13 protein-coding genes are annotated in these 16683 nt (G+C 67.3%); 5 read left to right on the top strand and 8 right to left on the bottom strand.

Going from position 1 to position 16683, the window contains the following annotated elements:
* The first annotated feature begins 364 nt into the window (after positions 1-364).
* Positions 365-811, top strand: a complete 447-nt coding sequence (locus tag KDL01_RS29205) for a hypothetical protein (protein ID WP_212531860.1) — start codon at positions 365-367, stop codon at positions 809-811.
* Between the two features lie 73 nt (positions 812-884).
* Here the strand turns inward: KDL01_RS29205 and KDL01_RS29200 are convergent, their stop codons facing one another.
* From KDL01_RS29200 to KDL01_RS29165, 8 genes are all read right to left on the bottom strand, one after another.
* Complete coding sequence (locus tag KDL01_RS29200; RefSeq protein WP_212531859.1) at positions 885-1202, bottom strand: hypothetical protein; 318 nt, start codon at positions 1200-1202, stop codon at positions 885-887.
* A gap of 112 nt (positions 1203-1314) precedes the next feature.
* Positions 1315-2007: a DNA translocase FtsK gene (locus tag KDL01_RS46845; protein ID WP_307846659.1), complete on the bottom strand. Its 693-nt coding sequence runs from the start codon at positions 2005-2007 to the stop codon at positions 1315-1317.
* A gap of 547 nt (positions 2008-2554) precedes the next feature.
* Positions 2555-3043: a hypothetical protein gene (locus KDL01_RS29190; RefSeq protein ID WP_212531858.1), complete on the bottom strand. Its 489-nt coding sequence runs from the start codon at positions 3041-3043 to the stop codon at positions 2555-2557.
* A gap of 173 nt (positions 3044-3216) precedes the next feature.
* Positions 3217-3369 (bottom strand): hypothetical protein, encoded by a 153-nt coding sequence (locus KDL01_RS29185; protein ID WP_212531857.1) that lies wholly within the window; start codon positions 3367-3369, stop codon positions 3217-3219.
* A gap of 321 nt (positions 3370-3690) precedes the next feature.
* The gene (locus tag KDL01_RS29180; RefSeq protein WP_212531856.1) at positions 3691-4731 is read right to left on the bottom strand and encodes a porin PorA family protein; all 1041 of its coding nucleotides are present in this window, start codon (positions 4729-4731) and stop codon (positions 3691-3693) included.
* A gap of 498 nt (positions 4732-5229) precedes the next feature.
* Entirely contained in the window at positions 5230-6486 is a 1257-nt protein-coding gene (locus tag KDL01_RS29175; RefSeq protein ID WP_212531855.1) for a hypothetical protein, read from the bottom strand.
* A complete protein-coding gene (locus KDL01_RS29170; RefSeq protein WP_212531854.1) occupies positions 6447-9995 on the bottom strand; it encodes a TIR domain-containing protein in 3549 nt (1182 codons plus the stop codon). The genes KDL01_RS29175 and KDL01_RS29170 overlap by 40 nt, the downstream gene beginning before the upstream one ends.
* A 91-nt stretch (positions 9996-10086) precedes the next feature.
* Positions 10087-10401, bottom strand: a complete 315-nt coding sequence (locus KDL01_RS29165) for a trypco2 family protein (RefSeq protein WP_212531853.1) — start codon at positions 10399-10401, stop codon at positions 10087-10089.
* 579 nt (positions 10402-10980) lie between these two features.
* Here KDL01_RS29165 and KDL01_RS29160 point away from each other — a divergent pair.
* The 4 genes from KDL01_RS29160 to KDL01_RS29145 all read left to right on the top strand — a co-directional run bounded on the left by KDL01_RS29160 (position 10981) and on the right by KDL01_RS29145 (position 16084).
* Positions 10981-12564: a hypothetical protein gene (locus KDL01_RS29160; RefSeq protein ID WP_212531852.1), complete on the top strand. Its 1584-nt coding sequence runs from the start codon at positions 10981-10983 to the stop codon at positions 12562-12564.
* Complete coding sequence (locus KDL01_RS29155; protein ID WP_212531851.1) at positions 12561-12749, top strand: hypothetical protein; 189 nt, start codon at positions 12561-12563, stop codon at positions 12747-12749. Before KDL01_RS29160 ends, KDL01_RS29155 begins: the two co-directional genes overlap by 4 nt.
* Positions 12750-13574: 825 nt before the next feature.
* Complete coding sequence (locus tag KDL01_RS29150; RefSeq protein WP_212531850.1) at positions 13575-14774, top strand: GDSL-type esterase/lipase family protein; 1200 nt, start codon at positions 13575-13577, stop codon at positions 14772-14774.
* Between the two features lie 14 nt (positions 14775-14788).
* Positions 14789-16084 (top strand): PLL family lectin, encoded by a 1296-nt coding sequence (locus KDL01_RS29145; protein ID WP_212531849.1) that lies wholly within the window; start codon positions 14789-14791, stop codon positions 16082-16084.
* Positions 16085-16683 lie beyond the last annotated feature (599 nt).

The following is a 16683-nucleotide window of genomic DNA, read 5'->3' as shown; positions in this document are numbered from 1 at the left end:
TTCGCCCGGCGCCCCAATCCGCCGGCGATACCCGAGCACGCCTGGATCAACGAACCGAAACCAGAGACAGAACCCGTCCTACGCTATCCATAACAACAGGCCGTCTTACTTGACTTGACAACTTCCGTTCCACGACGAGGAGCATCATGTCGAGCTCTGGGTTCAGTTGCTTGACCGGCTGATCGCGGTTCGAAACGATCTGCCGCCGTCTCAGCGCAACGACCTCGAGAGCCTGCGGCAGTATCCAGCGCTACTGGCTGTCTGCACCATGGGCTTGGCTGCTGTCCTATCCGGGCGAGAAAGGGCGGTCGCGCACGTGTTGACGAGGCCGCTGTGGAGCTCACCCACGTCACGGCGCCTCCAGATGAAGCCGTTCGAGTACCTCAACCCCGGGCGCATCCTCAATGGCCAGGTGCTGCAGAGCGTGGACGCTCCTGAAGGACGGACCTGGAAATTCCCGCAAAGCAGGCGACTGCGCCAGGTACTGCGACAGCCGCTTGCGCACGTGGAGATCGACGACGACAGGTTCCAGTGGGCCTTCGATAGGTTCGAACTCTTGGCCTCGATCATCAGCATGGGTGCGCCCCCAGCTCCACTCGGCGAAGAGCGTGCGATCTCCCGGCACCCGTGGTACGGCGAATTCCTGTCGTACGGGGAGCGGCGTCCCGGCGGCGACGCCACAGGCTTCGCCGCCGAGGTCGAGAGCGCGTGGCCGGTCGGCATCTCAGAGGCGTTCGGCAATGATCAAGACGCGGCGCGCGCCGGCGTGGCCAGCTTGCGGGAATGGATCTCGCGGACACCGCTGCTTTGATGCGCCAACCGGAGTTGTTCGCGCGCGCCGAGCGGGAAGCCGCCCGCGGGCGTCGGCCAGCAGGCCATCGCCGTTAGGCAGTGACGTGGTGAGCGATCGCGTGGGGTTGGTCGACGAACTCCTCGCCCGACTCACGCAGCTCACCAGCATCCCGGGCCGAGGCTAAGACGTTGGCGGTCTGCGCTAACGACGCCGCCCGGCCGGAGTGTGCCAGGTCGTGCAGGACGGAGTTCCAGCCTGCGGCCGGCACCGGAATGCCGTGGGAAGGCAGTGCTCGGTCGGCCTCGGCGGACAGACGAGTGCGCACCTTGCTCAAGATCCGGCGACGAGCCACAACCGGCAGAGCCTGCATGCTCACCCCCTCAGCCTCGTCGAAAAGTGTCCAGGCCATCGACCCCTACCACAAACGATATAAGCAATCGAACTCACGCTGCGGGCAAGCCCGGCCATCAGAGGCGGGACCCGCAGGCCTGGTCCCGATGCAGACCAGACAACGGCACCGGTCAGGGGGCCTCGGCTCTGCGGACGCCGAGCCGGGCGACGGCCGCTTTGAGCCCGTCTGGGCGCACCCGCACCTCGCGCGGCCTCGCTCCCTCGGATGGGCCGACAATACCTCGCAGTTCGAGCTGGTCCATCAGCCAACCGGCCTTGGCGAAGCCCACACGAAGCTTGCGCTGGAGCATCGAGGTGGAGCCGAACTGACTGGAGATGACCAGTACTACTGCCTGGGCGAGAAGTTGCCGCTCCGATTCGTCCATAGGTTCTGCATCTGACGAACCTGCGGGCGCTGCGGGCACCCGTCTCTGAGGGTCTGCGCCGTTGAGCCTCTGCAGTACATCAACCCAGCGATCCGCGATAAACAGCACGCGTCGTGGCGAGTCGGTGCGCGGCCCTATGACGCCGCGGCGCTCGAGTTCCGCAAGCGTGAGTTCTGCTGCTGCGAACGTCATCCCGAAGCGCGTGACGAGCACCGCTGTGGATGCGACGCCGTAGATGATGGTCAGTCGCGCGGCCTCGACGAGGACCGGCCGAGGGACGCGACCGTCTGGAAACTCAAGGTGCGCGCCGTACCGTGCCGCGAGCGGTGGGGGAGCACCGGGATTCGAGCGGTACTCGCCATAAAGTTCACCCCTGCGCCTGTCTGCGGCATCCCGCGCGGCTGCACGTTCGCGCTGTTGCTGCGCGCTGAAGTCCACGACGTCCCCTCCCAGTGCGCGACCAGGGGAGATCGTACGCGTAACCGATTGCGATCGGTAGGGGCCGTTGCGCGAACGCAGCTGGTCGGGCCATCCGCGGGCGGTCGAACATCAGCACTGCGATCCGCAGTTGCCCAGGGCGTCGGTCTGCAATGAAGATGACACCGATGTAGCACGAATGCGCAGGTCAGGGCACTGCGCATCGGGGTTAAGAAACGTTATGCATGACAAGTCGGCACGGAGGGGCGGGGCCGATGATCTTCGGATGGTGCCAGCCCATGGCTCGCCTAAGCGCAGGTCAACGGGGTGAGCGTTGACCGCGCGAGGCAAGGCACGTTGTGTGAGTCCCACAGGAGAGCCGTCGCGCGCACCGTAGCCGCATGCCAGTGAGCCGTCCAGGCCCGCGGTTTCCCCAAAATCGAGCGTCGCGAACAGGGTCTTGCCATTGAAGATGCAGGTCAAACGCCACTTCTAATCGACTTCTGCGTTTTCAAGCATAAGAGAGATTATGCATGATACGCGAGAGGCCCGTGTAGGAGAGTGCCTTCTACCTGGCACTTCCATGTAAAGCGGTGGATCGTTTTCGCCGCCCGGCACGGGCCTCGGTGGCCGGCCCGGATGCGGTCAGCCCGTAGTGCTGCAGCGCGTTGCGATCCCCGCGCAGCTTGTTCAGGGCCGTCACGTCCTTCGCGGCGAACTCCAGGCCGACGATGCTCTTCAGACGGGCGAGGGTCTCCTGGGTCGAGCAGCTCTCGAACTCGCCGGACTCGAATTTGGCACGCACCGCCGTGCTCGGGACCTTGAACACCAACGTCCAGTTCTCGGCCTGAAGCCGTGCCTTGAGCAGCACCTCCACCGCTGCCTGCAGATGCAGGACCGCATACTTCAGATCGCGCGCACCCGGGCTCTCGCCCCCGGTCTTGACCAGGTGGTCCACAACGCTGCACAGGTAGTCCAGACCGTTCTCGATCGGCGGGAAGTGCACGTCACCACCCGGCAGCTGCGACATCGAGCCCGAGGAAAGTGTGTCAGCCACCCACATATCCTCCCGCAGCAGATAGCCGGCCGTGAATCAATTTCGAGCTCGAAGATCCACCGCGGTTCCTACAACCCGGCGCGTGTGCCTTGCTGGAAGAACGCGAAGCAGCCCGCCGAGAAACCCGGCCGGTGGCAGAGTTGGGCCACCATGTCCGGGGCGGGCGCCGTCGCTCAGCGCCACGCCCCCCGCTCGTTACTGAAGGTCAGGATGAAGGAGCCGGACTCGTCGGCCATCGCCGCGTCTGCGGCGAAGTCCTGTACGAAGCAGTCGGTGCGCACCATCTCGCGCAGCAACTGGCTGACAGCCGCGGCATGGACGGTCATCCGCCCCGACCCGGTGTCCACAGTCAGGACGTCAGCGCCGGAGGGTCGGTCTGTTCCTACCTCGGAGGCGGCGGCCGACCCGTGCGATCGGTTGCGCTCATCGGGCTGTGCCGGCCCGGGCACCGCGTCTCGAATCGTTTCCCAGTCGGCCGTGCGCCACCACTCGAACAGGTCCCGGGTCGAGAGGACCGGGTAGGTGAGCGAGTCGGTGAACGCCTTGCTGGCTGCAGGCCGAGGAAGCCAGTGCTCATCGCGGGGCCAGACGCTAGTAAAGCGGCGCACACACCCGCTGCTACTCCCCCGCGGCCGCTGAGGGACGGATCACTTTTCGGTCGCGGCCTCTCGTGCGGTCTCGCGCTTGCCGCCCTCGGCGCCCTTGCGGATCGTCCAGATCGCGGCTGCGAGCAGTGCCAGGGCGAGGATAGCCAGGGCGATCGGGGTGGCTGTGCCGAGCCAGAGGATCTTGCCGGCGTCGCTGCTCGCCTTGTCGGCGGCGGCGGATACGGCGGCGGGGGGCATCTTCAGGTCGACGGTGAGGACGGGGACGAGCGGGACCGCGCCGGCCGGGGTGGTCATCTGCGCAGTGACCGCCTGGGTTTGTGTCGCGTCGATGGTCTCGCCGGTCACCGTGTCGATCCACATCGACTCCTTGGTGTCGACGGTGTACGTGAGTGGGACCGTCACGACGGGGGTTCCGGCTGGCATCGCGGACGCGAGGAGCTGCTGCTGGCTCGTCGGCATCGTGCTTGCCAGGGCCGTGAGCAGGGTGGACGGGACGGAGGCGGGGAACTTGCTCAGCAGGCCCGGGTCCTTGACCGCGCCGTTGATGTCGACCGTGAACAGGTAGGTGGAGCGGCCGCCGTGCTCTTCGGTGGTGACGTACTTCGCGGTGCCGGCGGTCTGTGTCGCGGAGTCCCACCACTGTGCGTCGGCGGCGGCGGGGTGGACCGGGAAGCCGATGGCGAGGCCGGTGTGGGCGAGTGCTCCAGAGCCTGCGGGGATCGCAGCGGGCTGCAGGCTTGTGCGGTCAACGGACCACAGCGCCTGCTGGTTGCCGAGCGCGGCGGCGGCCGGGCCGGAGATTGTCGTGGCGTCGGACATGAGGGCCTCGCCGCCGTTGATCGCAACGGTCTTGTACTGCTCGGTGGCGGTGAACGGGACGTCCTTGGCGAAGGCCTGCTCGAGGTTCCCGGCGGCGACCGCCTTCATGTCGAGGAAGCTCGCGCTGCCCGCGTAGTCCATCGTCGTGTTCGTGCTGGACTGCACACGCTCCTGCCCGGGCAGAACGACGAAGCGGATGACGCCGGCGGTGCCGGCGAGAAAGACTGCCCCCGCAACGAACGCGGCGGTGGACTTACGCATGGATGGCTCCTGGGTGAGCGGGGCCCGAACGATCGAGTGATCGCGGTTTCACGATGATGGGGCGGCCATGCTACCCGCGGGTAACAAATCTGCATCATGATCACGGCGATCCGGATACGCGGGGCCGGAACGGGGGAAGCGAGATGTTGCCCCCAACCCGGCTGGAGTTCCAGCGGACGCCTCACGTCAGCTCCCTGTGCCACCATGGATGGCCGCGGCCCAGGTGGCGCCGCCGAAGGGATGGGTGATATCAGATCTCTGATGTGTGGAAAATCTGGGGAAGTTCTCACGGGAAAATCGGTAGCAGACGGCAGAGATCTGCGGAGGACTGCAGAGTATCGAAGCATAATGCAAGGTGGGAGCAGGTGACCTATGAATACTCGCAGGTCGCCGGCCCTGGCCAGCCACAAGAGAGCCTATGCATGATAGTGGCCTGGGCAACCATGTCCCCACACGGCGTTCTCCACACACCACTGCGCCACCGAGGAACGGAGGAGCTCACGGCCTGATCGTCGACTCGCGGGCCGAGTCGACCACGCCGGCCAGCAACGGTGCTATGTCGAACCGTGCGTGGGCAACGATGGCGTCGGAGTGCGCCGAGAGCTCCGCCAATCCGAGCAGGAGTTCGCTGGGCCCTTGGAACGCCAGATTCACCGGGTATCGCAGTACGGCGGTCCTTAGATCACAGTGTGGGGCACCGGCCGCGAAGTCCGCGTGAGCGAACTGCAGCGCGTGGATCCAATGCGGATCCTCGCGGTCGATTCCCGTCGCCGCGGTGATGCCGTCGAGCTCGTCCGGCTCCGCGTTCTCGATGAGCGCCCCGATCACCGTCAAAGCGTGCGCTCGACGAATCCACCGAATCTCCGCCTCGATGCATGCGACGATTCTTTGCCGCACCACAGCGGAAGTATGGGGAAGCAAATCGACCATAACCGCCAGGCGGTAGTAATGGTCGAATGGTCGGTAGCTCATGTCCAGTTTGAAGGCTGGCGCCGCACCGTACCCGTGCCACCTGTCACACCAGGTGAGTATGTGCTCGGCCACCTTGGTCGCTGACGCCTCGAGAGATACGACACGGTGTGGCGGGCCTCCGTCGGTCGCCTCGGAGAGCGCGAGCGCCGCGCGCCGGAGTGCGGGTTTCAGGAGGTACGCCTCCGCTACGGGCAGCTCGCCGGCGCGGCCGCGCTGCTCAAGACGCGTGGCGACGTACAGCCATCGAACCACGTCTTCGAGCAGAGCTGGAGACTCTTTCGGCGACCGTCTTGCCGAAGCTTCGGGCGAGCCGGGGACATTGTTCTCGAGGAACGAGAGCGCAGCCGACACGGCCTTGGGTCCGAGGACGGAGAAGTCGTCGGAGAAGTTCAAGATCCATTTGTGCTCATTGAAGACTCGGGCGACCATGGACGACGCGATATCCAAAGGTTCCGCTTCCAGTCGGGGCTCCGCGCTGGACCTGAGCAGGCGCGCCTCAACCCACTCGCGGTCCTTCCCTGCAAGGTCGCTCATCCCCAGCAGCAGCCGGAGCGTCCGGCGCCACGCCGCATCGTCGTCGGCTCCGCCCCACTCCTGAAGGGCCGCCATCATGGTCTTCGGGTCCGATCGGGCGATTGCGTTGATCCATAGCTGCTCGACCGGCTTGATGCTGCGGCCGGCCAGGATGCGCAGGCCGCCACGCGAGACGAAGCGAGCGACGAGGTTCTTGCACCGGCTGCGGATCAACGGGTCGCCGACTGCCGAGATCTGCCCAAGGAGCACCTCCTCGGGTCCGGAGACCCCCGGAGTCCACGGCTGAAGGCGACGCAGCGGACCTCTACGTCCGCCCCGTTGTGAAGTTCGGTCAGCGTCCGCCTCAGCCGGCGATCGACCACCGACCGTTTGGCCTCGTCGTCACAGTAATCCAGAAGTGAAAGCAGCATCGAGGCCGAAGACAAAGACGGAGGCATCATGTCGGCGATTGATACCAGTTCATCGAGGATTTCGATATCAAGCGATGGCGCAGTGGCCGCGTAGCGAACCAGGGCCTCGGCGTATCGCTCGACGCGCCATGCGACAATCCAACCTCGCGTCGCGTTATCAATCTCCGCGCGTGCTCGGTCGAGTAATCCCGTACGCCAAGCATCCTGACTAGCCGTGCTGAGATGTGGATAGAGTATGCCCGCCGTGAGGAAATCGCCAAACATTGGAATACTCTCTGACGCCCAGATGAATTCCGCCAACTCGCGATCCATCTTGTGCTCGAATGCCTGCGAGAGCTGCACCATGTAGTACGTCGCCATCGCCTGGTGAAGGTCCGCGCGGTCTTCCCGTCGCCAGTACTCCGGGTGGGCCAGGGCGAGGCCGATGACCGCCCACGGGCGCGTTCGCTCATCGAGGTTGTCAGCTGCCGCATACATTCGCTCGAGCGACGGCGCATCGTCGATGTGATCGGCCGCCTGCGCGATGAGGGTCGCTCTCTCGTTCGACGCGATCTGTGCGTCCTCGATACCGTCCATGACCAGAAGACGGATCCGCTCGTCCTGGGGAAAAGCCGGAAGAAGGTAGATCGCTGCCAGGCTCACCTCGAAGGGGGTGCCGGCCGCGCGAACGATGTTCAGGAGGTCATCGACGCTGGAGTTCCCGAGATGCTTCCGGGCGGCCAGGAGGCAGGGGATGAATCGATCGTCGAAGTCCCCTTCGTGCACGGCCTGGCCGAGCCGGTCGAGGAGGATGCTCCGGGCCAACCGGCAGTCCTGATCGGAGAGTCGGGATCCGCTGTCGAGGAGAGCGCTCACAGCGGTACAGGCCTCGACGACGTCGATCGCCTGCTGCCCGTAGTGCAGAGTTCGGGCCGTGTTCCACAGGCCGGAGTCGACCAGAGCCCGCACGACAGCCACGCCCTTGGCTTCGAGATGCTCGACCACCTGGCAGACACGCCAGGACAGTACGCCCAGCGAACGGCTGTGATGTTCTGCCTCCCGCGTGCTCGGCGACTGGCGCAACTCGTCAACGCATACGTCGCACACCCTCGAGAGGTCCTGAAGCACCACCCGCGGGTTGTAGTTGTTGGTGATCAGACGCTTGTCTGCCCATCCGTCGGATGAGACGAGCGAGATGGCTGCCTCGACGAGCCCGCCCTGGATGAGGTGATAGACAAGATGGTCGAAGATGTAGCCGTCATCGCGTATTTCAGCAAGCTGGCCCACATCGTTCGTGTAGGTCCGCACGAATTCCGTGTGGGCACTGGCCGCCCCTTTTTCACGGTCGAGGAGATCGAGACACCAGCGGTGCACGAGCCGGTGTACCCGCAGTCGTTGCTCGCTCCAGTCGATGTCGATCAGGCCGCGATCCGCCAACTGGGTGACGGCGGCGCCGTGCTCGATTCCCGAGCCGAGGGCCTCGGCGACCCGACGAGTGATGTGCAGCGGTACGTCCGCGTCGACGGTGAAGAGGCCGAGTAGCGCCAGCAGCTCATGGCTGCCGGAATTAAGGGACCCCGCGGCCGCGGCCATGAGTGCGCCGAAGTCGAGTCCCAGCTCAGGGTCGATCGCCAAGGTGGCGGGATGGGACTGGATCTCCGCCACTGCGTCTTCGGTCAGGCCCGACGCAAGCATCGAGCCGGCGATGCGAAGGGCCAGCGGGTGCAGCCCGAGATGGTTGGCGAGTTCGGCGGCCGAGCTGACGGTCCGGCCCGCCCATCTCTCCAAAATGGCCACGCCGGTCGTCTCGTCGGGACAGGGCACGACCAGCTGTGTGTAGCCGAGCTGCGGCCCCACGCGTTGATTGCGGGAATTCACGATCACCCGCACGCCGGGTGACAGCCATGCGATCTCACCCAGCTCGGCCGCGTCCTCCAGATTCTCGAGCACGATCAGTACTCGACGGCCTTCGAGCATCGCCCGGAGGTCGCGCGCCGCGGAGCCGTGCCGACCGTGGTCGAGGTGCGGCCCCACTGTGGCTAAGATGTTCGACTCGATCAACTTCGGATCGCCGGAATCCGCGCAGTTGACGAACGCAATGCCGTCCGAGAACATCCTTCGGATTTCATAGTCTGAGATGCAGGCAGTGACTGTCGCCGTCTTCCCGACGCCCGGCATGCCCACCACGATCATGGCGTGGCCGGAGCCCGATCCGACGTCGTTCGCGGGTTGGCGGAGAAACTCGCGAACGCGCGCTTCGATGTCAGGCCGGGGAACATACTTGGCTGGCCGCGCGATCGGCGAGAGGAATCGTCCGATCGGCGCCGGCGGTGCCTTCAGTTGAATCGCGAGGCGATCGAGTTGGACGGGGTCGTCGTGCGGCGGGAACGCGTGCATGTCGAGCCTGCGAAGCGGCTCCGGGACCTGATCCGGCGCCAGGTCCCGGATGACCACGTGAACTGGCTTGCCGACGGCCAGGGCATGGCGCCACTCGGCTTCGACGTACTCCGACGCGACGGCGCCCGGCCCGAGAACGACGACCACGCGGTCCCCGTCCTCGATCGCCCGGCGTGTCTCGTTTGGAAGAGTCTGGCCTCGGTCCGGCATCGTCCAGACATCGAGCCAGACTTCGAGTCCCTGGCTCGCAAGGAACGACCGGATGAGTTCGAAGAGGTCCGCAGGATCGGACCTTGCATATGAGATGAAGACCCGCGGTGCCCGGGCAACTGCCGTCTCGTCGTGGCCCGCCGCACTCGGGCCGTCCAGCGTGACTGGAGCCAGGTCGGCGCCGACAAGCGCGGCCAGCCCGTCCACCGCGGCCACCAGCGTGAACGTCAGCACACTGGCATCGACGGCTATGTCGAAGTCGTCGGTGAGCACCCCCACGAGCTGCCCGGTGCCGGTGGCGAACACCGCGGCGCCCGACGCCCCCGCCCACGGTGAACCCGCGCGAACATGCCGTCCGGGAACGATCGTCCCGTTGGTCATCGCCAACATCGCCCTGCCCGCGGCGAAGCCTGCCGCTCCCTGGGAAGGTTCGACGATCCCCCGCACGATATGGCTGTCCAGGTTGCGGCCGTCTTTCATCACCGCCGGAAAACATACGGCGAACACCGGCACCGGTACGGTCCCGTCGATCCGGCCCCAGCCCGGGGCGGGTGTGACCGAGGCCGACAGCGCCCCGGCGGCGACCCGGAGCAGTGCCACGTCCAGTTCCGCGTACTGCGCACCGGTCGCCGCCACCTGTGCCGGAACCCACGCGTCGTCCGGGCCGGCAGCGGTGTCGAACAGCCGCACCAGGATGTCGCCGAACGCGCCGGGCGCAGCGATCACGTGGCCTGCAGTCAGGACCAGGTCGTCGGCGACCAAGAACCCCGTCCCGCGGGAACGGCCCGGGCACCGAACTTGCACCAGGCGGCCGAGATCGGGGCCCACCGCGGACGGCCGGAGCCGTCCGGGGTCAGGCATCGGTGTCTGCTATCCGCTTCCGGCGGGGCTGACCGGCCCCGGTCGCGTCGGGCTCGATCGGCTGCAGCGTCAGCTTGATCCGCTGTGTATGGTCCGAGGACACTCCGCCCTTGACAGATGCCGACCAGGGCAGAAGCGCCACCTTTACCGAGCCCTCGGCGTCCTTGTGCACCGTGGCCGCTAACTCCAGTTCCACCGGGCCCAATTCGAATCCGATCGTGCTCGACGCCCCGTCGATGAGGGCTTGTTCGATCCCGGCCCTGATCGCCGAGATCGCCTCACCCAGTTCCGCCCACCCTTGATCCACAGCACACCCCTACGACATCGAGCCCTGATGAGTTTCGCCGTTCACCACCACGTTATCCGGACACTGCCCGCGCCGAAGGCGGGTACGCGCAGGCGTCTGCGATTCGCCAGCGAGGCCCTGAGGCTTGGTCGGACCAGGCGCGCTCGAAGAACTGGACGGCTGGGAGGCCGCGCCTAGCCCATCGGCGCCTGAACGAGGATGTCGCCGGCCACCAAGTCACGAGCCGCCGCGCGCATCAACCCGGCGACCGCGGAGGCACCCGGCTCAGCAGCGGCGTCCATGAGCAGGTCGCGGATCACGCTCGGGGACCCGGGCAGCCACCCCTCCCCCGCGCTCAGCTCTGGCTCAGCCAGCGGGGCGAGACGACGGCACCGGATCAAGCCGCCTTCCTGCGCCCCTGCACCATTCATCGCGATCGACGGCTGCCTTCCTCAGCTGCTGACAAGGCCCGGCAGCCGTACCGTAAGGTATGGCATGTAACTCCACGTGTCGGGACGGTCGCGTATCATGCGTCTTGTAGTGGAGTAGAGGATCTGTCACTGGGCGGGCTGCTGATGTGACGGCGCGGAGGGAGGATCAGTGGTTGACGACTGGGAACTGCCGGTCGATCCCCGGGATTGGGATATCTCGATTCCCACGGACGACGCCTCCATCGTGCGGCGGCGGCGCGCTCTGGCTCCGATCCAAGTGCTCACCGATATCGAGCGGACCAAATCCAGTTTGGACGGGGGCTTCTGGCATCGCTACGACCTGTTCAACATCGCGCTCGCCGTGATCGACCAGGTTGCGCTCGCCATGGGGATCTCCGCCGGACGGACCTGGGAGGAGACGGTTGAGTACGCCATCGGGCAGGCTGCGCGGCAGGCGCCAGACGCAGGGCGTGCGCAGTGGAGTGCCGTGGCCGAGCGTGTCGTGGTCTCGCTCGTGACAGTGGACATGGAGACCGTGGAGTATCTGGTGCACGCCGAGGCCGGCCCGGCGTGGAAGCAGCAGCGGTTCCGGTTGCTGTACGTGCATACGGGCGGCGAAGGATCCGAGTACCTGCGGGCCTCCGAGCAAGCCATCAACATCTTCATCGACGCGCTCGACCTCGACATCGAGGCGGCCCAGATCGCGAACGAAGCGCAACTCGCGGCCCTGATCAAGCGGGGCGCGGTCGAGTCCGCGGTGCAGATCGCGCGGCACGCACGTTACCGCTCGATCCAGTACCAGGAGCGGATTCGCCGGATCATCGCCGACACGCTCATCGACCCGGATACCCACGACTGGATCGAGGAGGTTCCGGTGCTGCTCGACGGCGCGCTCGCGCACGTGCGCGAGCGGCTGGAGGCGGAGGCCGCGCTGCTCGAGGCCGTGGCCGAACGGCGTTTCGCCGCGCAGGATCCGAGTCGGTTGCAGGCGGCGAACCAGCTGATTGAAATCCTCCGTGAGTGCCGCCACCGCCACAACGAACTGCACACCCATCTGATCGGGGCGCGCACCCGACTGCGCCAGTCCCTGGACGACCGGTTCGCCAGACCGCCGCGCACCACCCACCGCGCGCAGTTGGGCACCGACCTGCTCGGCCCGTACCTTGCCAGACCCACCTCGCCGGCGGCGGCCATCGCGGATCGCATGCTCGCGGCGGTCGGCGGCCAGACGGCGCGATGGCTGCCGCCGCTGGACGTGCTGGCCGAAGAACTGTGCGCCCCGACGAGGACACCCGCAGCCGGGGAGGAGTACGTCGCTCCCGAGTTCGACGACGAAGACCGTCCGGAGTGGTGGGAGCCGTACGAGGCGACCGTGGACGCGCTGCTCGACGCGATTGAGGAGCCGGTGCGGCTCTCCGCCCTGTTGGCCAGGGCCGAGGGTCTCGCCGAGCACACCGAGGACGAGAACGGAGAGCCGCTGGAACCCGACGTGCTCGCCGCGCATCTCGTCCACGGCGCCCACCGGGCGTGGGCGGCGCGCCTCGCCGGTCACTTCGCCGGCGACCGGCTGCTGATGGCGTTCGACACCGGCGCCCGGATCGATACCGACCAGGTCGGTTCGGCAGACCTGCTGCTGATTCCTGGAACGCTCACCGCGGACATTGCGGATCCCACGCACCGCGCGAGCCGCCCGTCACGGCCCCGCGAAGGCGCGTGGGACGACGGGTTGGAGCTGGAGGAAGCAGGCGGATGAGCGCAGCCGATGACGCTTTCGACACCGGCCGACTGCTGGCCTGGGCTGCGAGGCCCAAGGAGGTGCCGGGACAGCATGAGGACCTGTTCAGAGTGGTGTCGAGGTACCGCCGCGAGCCCGACTTCGCGGAACACGCCGACGCTGCACACGGACTTCTGACCGAACCGGGCCGGCTGCCGCGCTGACCTACCTGGCACGACCGCGACTCCGACAGCACCCACGTCCGCTACGCACGTAGTCCGTTGGCCTGCATCGTACGCCTGTTCCTCGCAGAATCCTGCGACGACGCCCCGCGGCGATGCTGCTGGAGGTATGGACCTGGTGGACGGGCAGCCTCTCCTTCCCGGACCGGGCCCCGCAACCACCCGAACTTCCCCCGCCACGGCCTCCTGCGGTTCGCCGACGACTCCGACCCGCGCATGCGCCGCCTGGCCCTCGACGACCCTGCATCCACCCCGGAACTCCTCGCCCAGTTCAGCCGAGACGCCGACGCCGACGCCGGTGTCCGGGCCGACGCCTGATCGGCGACGACGCAGCCCGTCTGACCAAGGACACCGACCCGACCGTCCGGAAGGCCGCCCAGACCCACCCGTCGCCGCCCCGAGACCTGCTAGTCGACCTGCTTCTCGACGCCCTGCCAGCCTCCGAGCTGTGTGCCGAGGGTGCGTGCGCGCCTTCGGCGAGGAGCACGCCGATATCGTCGAGACCCGCCGCCTGCACTCGAACCTCCAGGCGGCTCTGGAGCCTGATCCCCCGGGCGTCTGATTCCGGGACGTTCATCGGACATCTAGGCCACCTTGGTGATCTTGGTGGTGGGCGCGAGCGGTGGCGGCTTCGGCGTGCCACGAGTTCTGCCTAGTTTGACACCGCAACTCCAGCGAGAGAGGTGTCAGAGCTTGAATGAGCAGGTAGAGCGGGTTAAGCACGTAGAGCGGGTAGATCAGGTGGGTCGATGGTCTGATCCAGCGCTCCGGTGGCGCGTTGCCCGCCGGCGGGCCGCCGTGTGCGCGGTGTCCGCGATCACGGCGGGTCTGATGGGTCTGGGTCCGAGTACCGCGTACGGCGCGGGTGCGGCGAGTGCTCCCGTGCCCACGGCGGTCTCGCTCGGCGACAGCTACATCTCCGGGGAGGCCGGGCGCTGGCAGGGCAACACGATGGTGTCGTCGTACGGCGACGCGTACGGGACCGACCGGGCCGCGTATTCCTGCTGGTTCGAGTACGAGTGGTGCGACCACGACCCCGAGCGGGTGTACGGCAGTAGCTACGCCAACGGATGCGACCGGTCCGACGTGGCGGAGATCATCTCGTCGCGGATCGAGGAGTCCCGCGTCAACCTGGCGTGCTCCGGCGCGACGACGTACAACGTGACACGCGCGGTCGACGGCGGAGGGCCCGACAAGAGGAAGGGCGAGGAGCCACAGGCCGACCAGCTGGCCACGCTCGCCGGCCACTCCGACGTCGCCATCAAGCTCGTCGTGGTCTCGATCGGGGGCAACGACATCGACTTCGGCGACCTGCTGGAGGACTGTGGCTACGCCTTCGTCTTCCCGTTCATCTACGACAAGTGCGAGGAGACCAGGGCGGCCAGGCTCGAGAAGTCGCTCGACATCCTGCCGGCCCGTGTGCTCAAGGCGCTCGACTCCGTCCGGGCCGCGATGCGCTCCCGCGGCTACAAGGACGGCAGCTACCGGCTGATCCTGCAGTCCTACCCGTCGCCGCTGCCGCCCGCCGACGCGTACCGCTACGGCGAGACCGACAGCAGGCTCACACAGGGCGGGTGCCCGTTCTACGACTCCGACACCACCTGGGCCATCGACACCGTGATGCCGGAGCTCACCGCCAAGCTCAGGTCGGCCGCGGCCTACGCGAAGGCGGAGTTCCTCGACCTGAGCCACGCTTTCGACGGGCACGAGGTGTGCAGCAGGCACGACCGCCAGGCCGAGAGCGGCAACACCCTGGCCAAGCCGGTCCCCGCGGCGCAGGCCGAATGGGTCCGGTTCGCGCCCTTCGCAGGCCCGGTCCTCAACCCTTACAAGCCCAGCCCCGCCGACCAGGGCAACGACCAGGAGCCGCTGCACCCGAACGCCTACGGGCAGGAGGCGCTGGGCGACTGCCTGCGCAAGATGTGGAACGCCACACCGGGCTCGTACTCGTGCAGCGGATCCGCCGATCACGGTCCGCAGGACATGGTCCTCAAACCCCTCTCGTGAAAGAGCCCGTACACGTGAAGAACAGAGAGAAGTACGCAGAGAAGTACAGGAAGTGCGGGGGGCTCTCGCAGCGCAGGGCGCAGCGCAGGGGTCTGTGGCGGCGCGGGCCGAGCCTCCTCGTCGCGGGCGCACTGCTGCTGGCGGCCTTCGGCCCGGTCGGTCCGGCCACGGCCGCCCAGGCCGCCCCGCCCCGCGCGACCGGCCCCTCCGGCCTGGCCGACCCCAGCCAGAGCGACCACACGTATGAGACCCCGGACATCGTGGCGAACGCCGACGGGCGGCTCGAGGCCTTCATCCGCCAGGACGACGGCACGGTCTTCCACGCCTGGCAGACGTCGCCGGGCAGCGGGTGGTCCACCTGGCGCCCCCTCACCGGCTCCGGGGCAGTCGGGTTCGGCCCCTCGGCCGTGCGCAACACGAACGGCAGGCTCGAAGCCTTCGCCATCACCCCCGGCCACAAGCTCGAACACGCCTGGCAGGAGCAGCCGGGAGGAGAGCAGTGGCACGACTGGCAGGTCATGGGGGCGCCGAACGTCCCCCTGTTGTGCGTGACGGCGACGCAGAACGCCGACGGCCGGCTCGAGGTCTTCACACTCGGCACGAACGGCCACCTCTACCACATCTTCCAGGAGACCCCGTTCGGGCACTGGAGCGCCTGGCACGACCTCGGCGGAAACCTGATCGCACTGCCCGCGCTCGCCCGCAACGTCGACGGGAGGCTCGAGGCCTTCGAGATCGACCAGAACCACCACATGGTGCACGACTGGCAGACCTCGGCGAACGGGCCGAACAGCGAGTGGGCGACGGGCTGGACCCAGCTCGGCGACGGCGAGACCTTCGCCGGCGCCCCCGCGGCCGTGAGCAACAAGGACGGGCGGCTGGAGGTCTTCGGCACCACCGACAGCGGCTATCTCAAGCACGCCTGGCAGGTGGGTCATCCGGCGGGTCCCTGGTCCGCGTTCGACACCATGGCCGCCATCAGCCCCGGCATCACCGTGTCGGGGCCGCCCGTGGTCGCAGTCGACGCCGACGGGCGCCTCGAAGTCTTCGTCCTCGGCAACGACCGCAGCATCTACCACAGCTGGCAGAACGACGCCGGAAGCTCGGTCTGGAGCGCCTGGCGGAACCTCATCGGGGTCCTGACCGACCCGTTGGCCGTCACGTCCAACAGGGACGGGCGGCTGGAGATGGTCGCCCTGACCCCGGGCGGGTTCCCCCTGCGCAACGCCCAGGTCACGGCGGACAGCCCGAACTGGACGCACTGGTCGACGCTGCCGTACGACCCCCACGCACTCGTCTGGAACGGGTGAGGGTGAGCCGGGTGACGGCGGCTCAGGTGACGGACCGGCAGTTGGCAGGCTGAAAGCTGACAGGAGCTGACGTGAGGTGAGGTGAGCCTCTCCCCCGCCAAGCCGTGAGCGGACCATGAGCACGTCGTGAGCTCGCAAAGAAGGCAGCCGGGCTCGCAGAACAGTCGAGACGTGTGGGGCAGCCGACTTCCGGCTGCCCCACACGTCTCGACTCGGCTCGAGCCGCATCGGGGGCGCGGCGGGAAGCCTCCCTCAGCCGCTGCGTCCGCGAGCAGATCACGAATCACGGCCAGGCCCCACGCAAGCAGCGTCGGCCCGCTGATGGCCGGGATCCAACCGGCGCGTACGCCGAGATGCCGGCGTAAGCGCAGATAGCAGCTCATCACCGCACTCCCCCGCACGGTGCCTCGCAGACCCCAGAAGCACACAGTATCGGCTGACGAATATCCGGCAGCCGTCTCAGCTGAGTGCGGTGAGCAGCACTCGTCGGCGAGGTCGCCGGGTCCGTGAGTTCGAGTGCTGAGACACTAGGTGTGCGCCCGATCGAATGCGGGTAGTGTCACCGGACCGCCGTCGAGGGGGTGGCGTGTGGCCGGAGG

The sequence above is a fragment of the Actinospica durhamensis genome (assembly GCF_018139695.1).
Classification (GTDB): domain Bacteria; phylum Actinomycetota; class Actinomycetes; order Streptomycetales; family Catenulisporaceae; genus Actinospica; species Actinospica durhamensis.
This window is presented reverse-complemented; position numbering and strand designations above follow the sequence as displayed.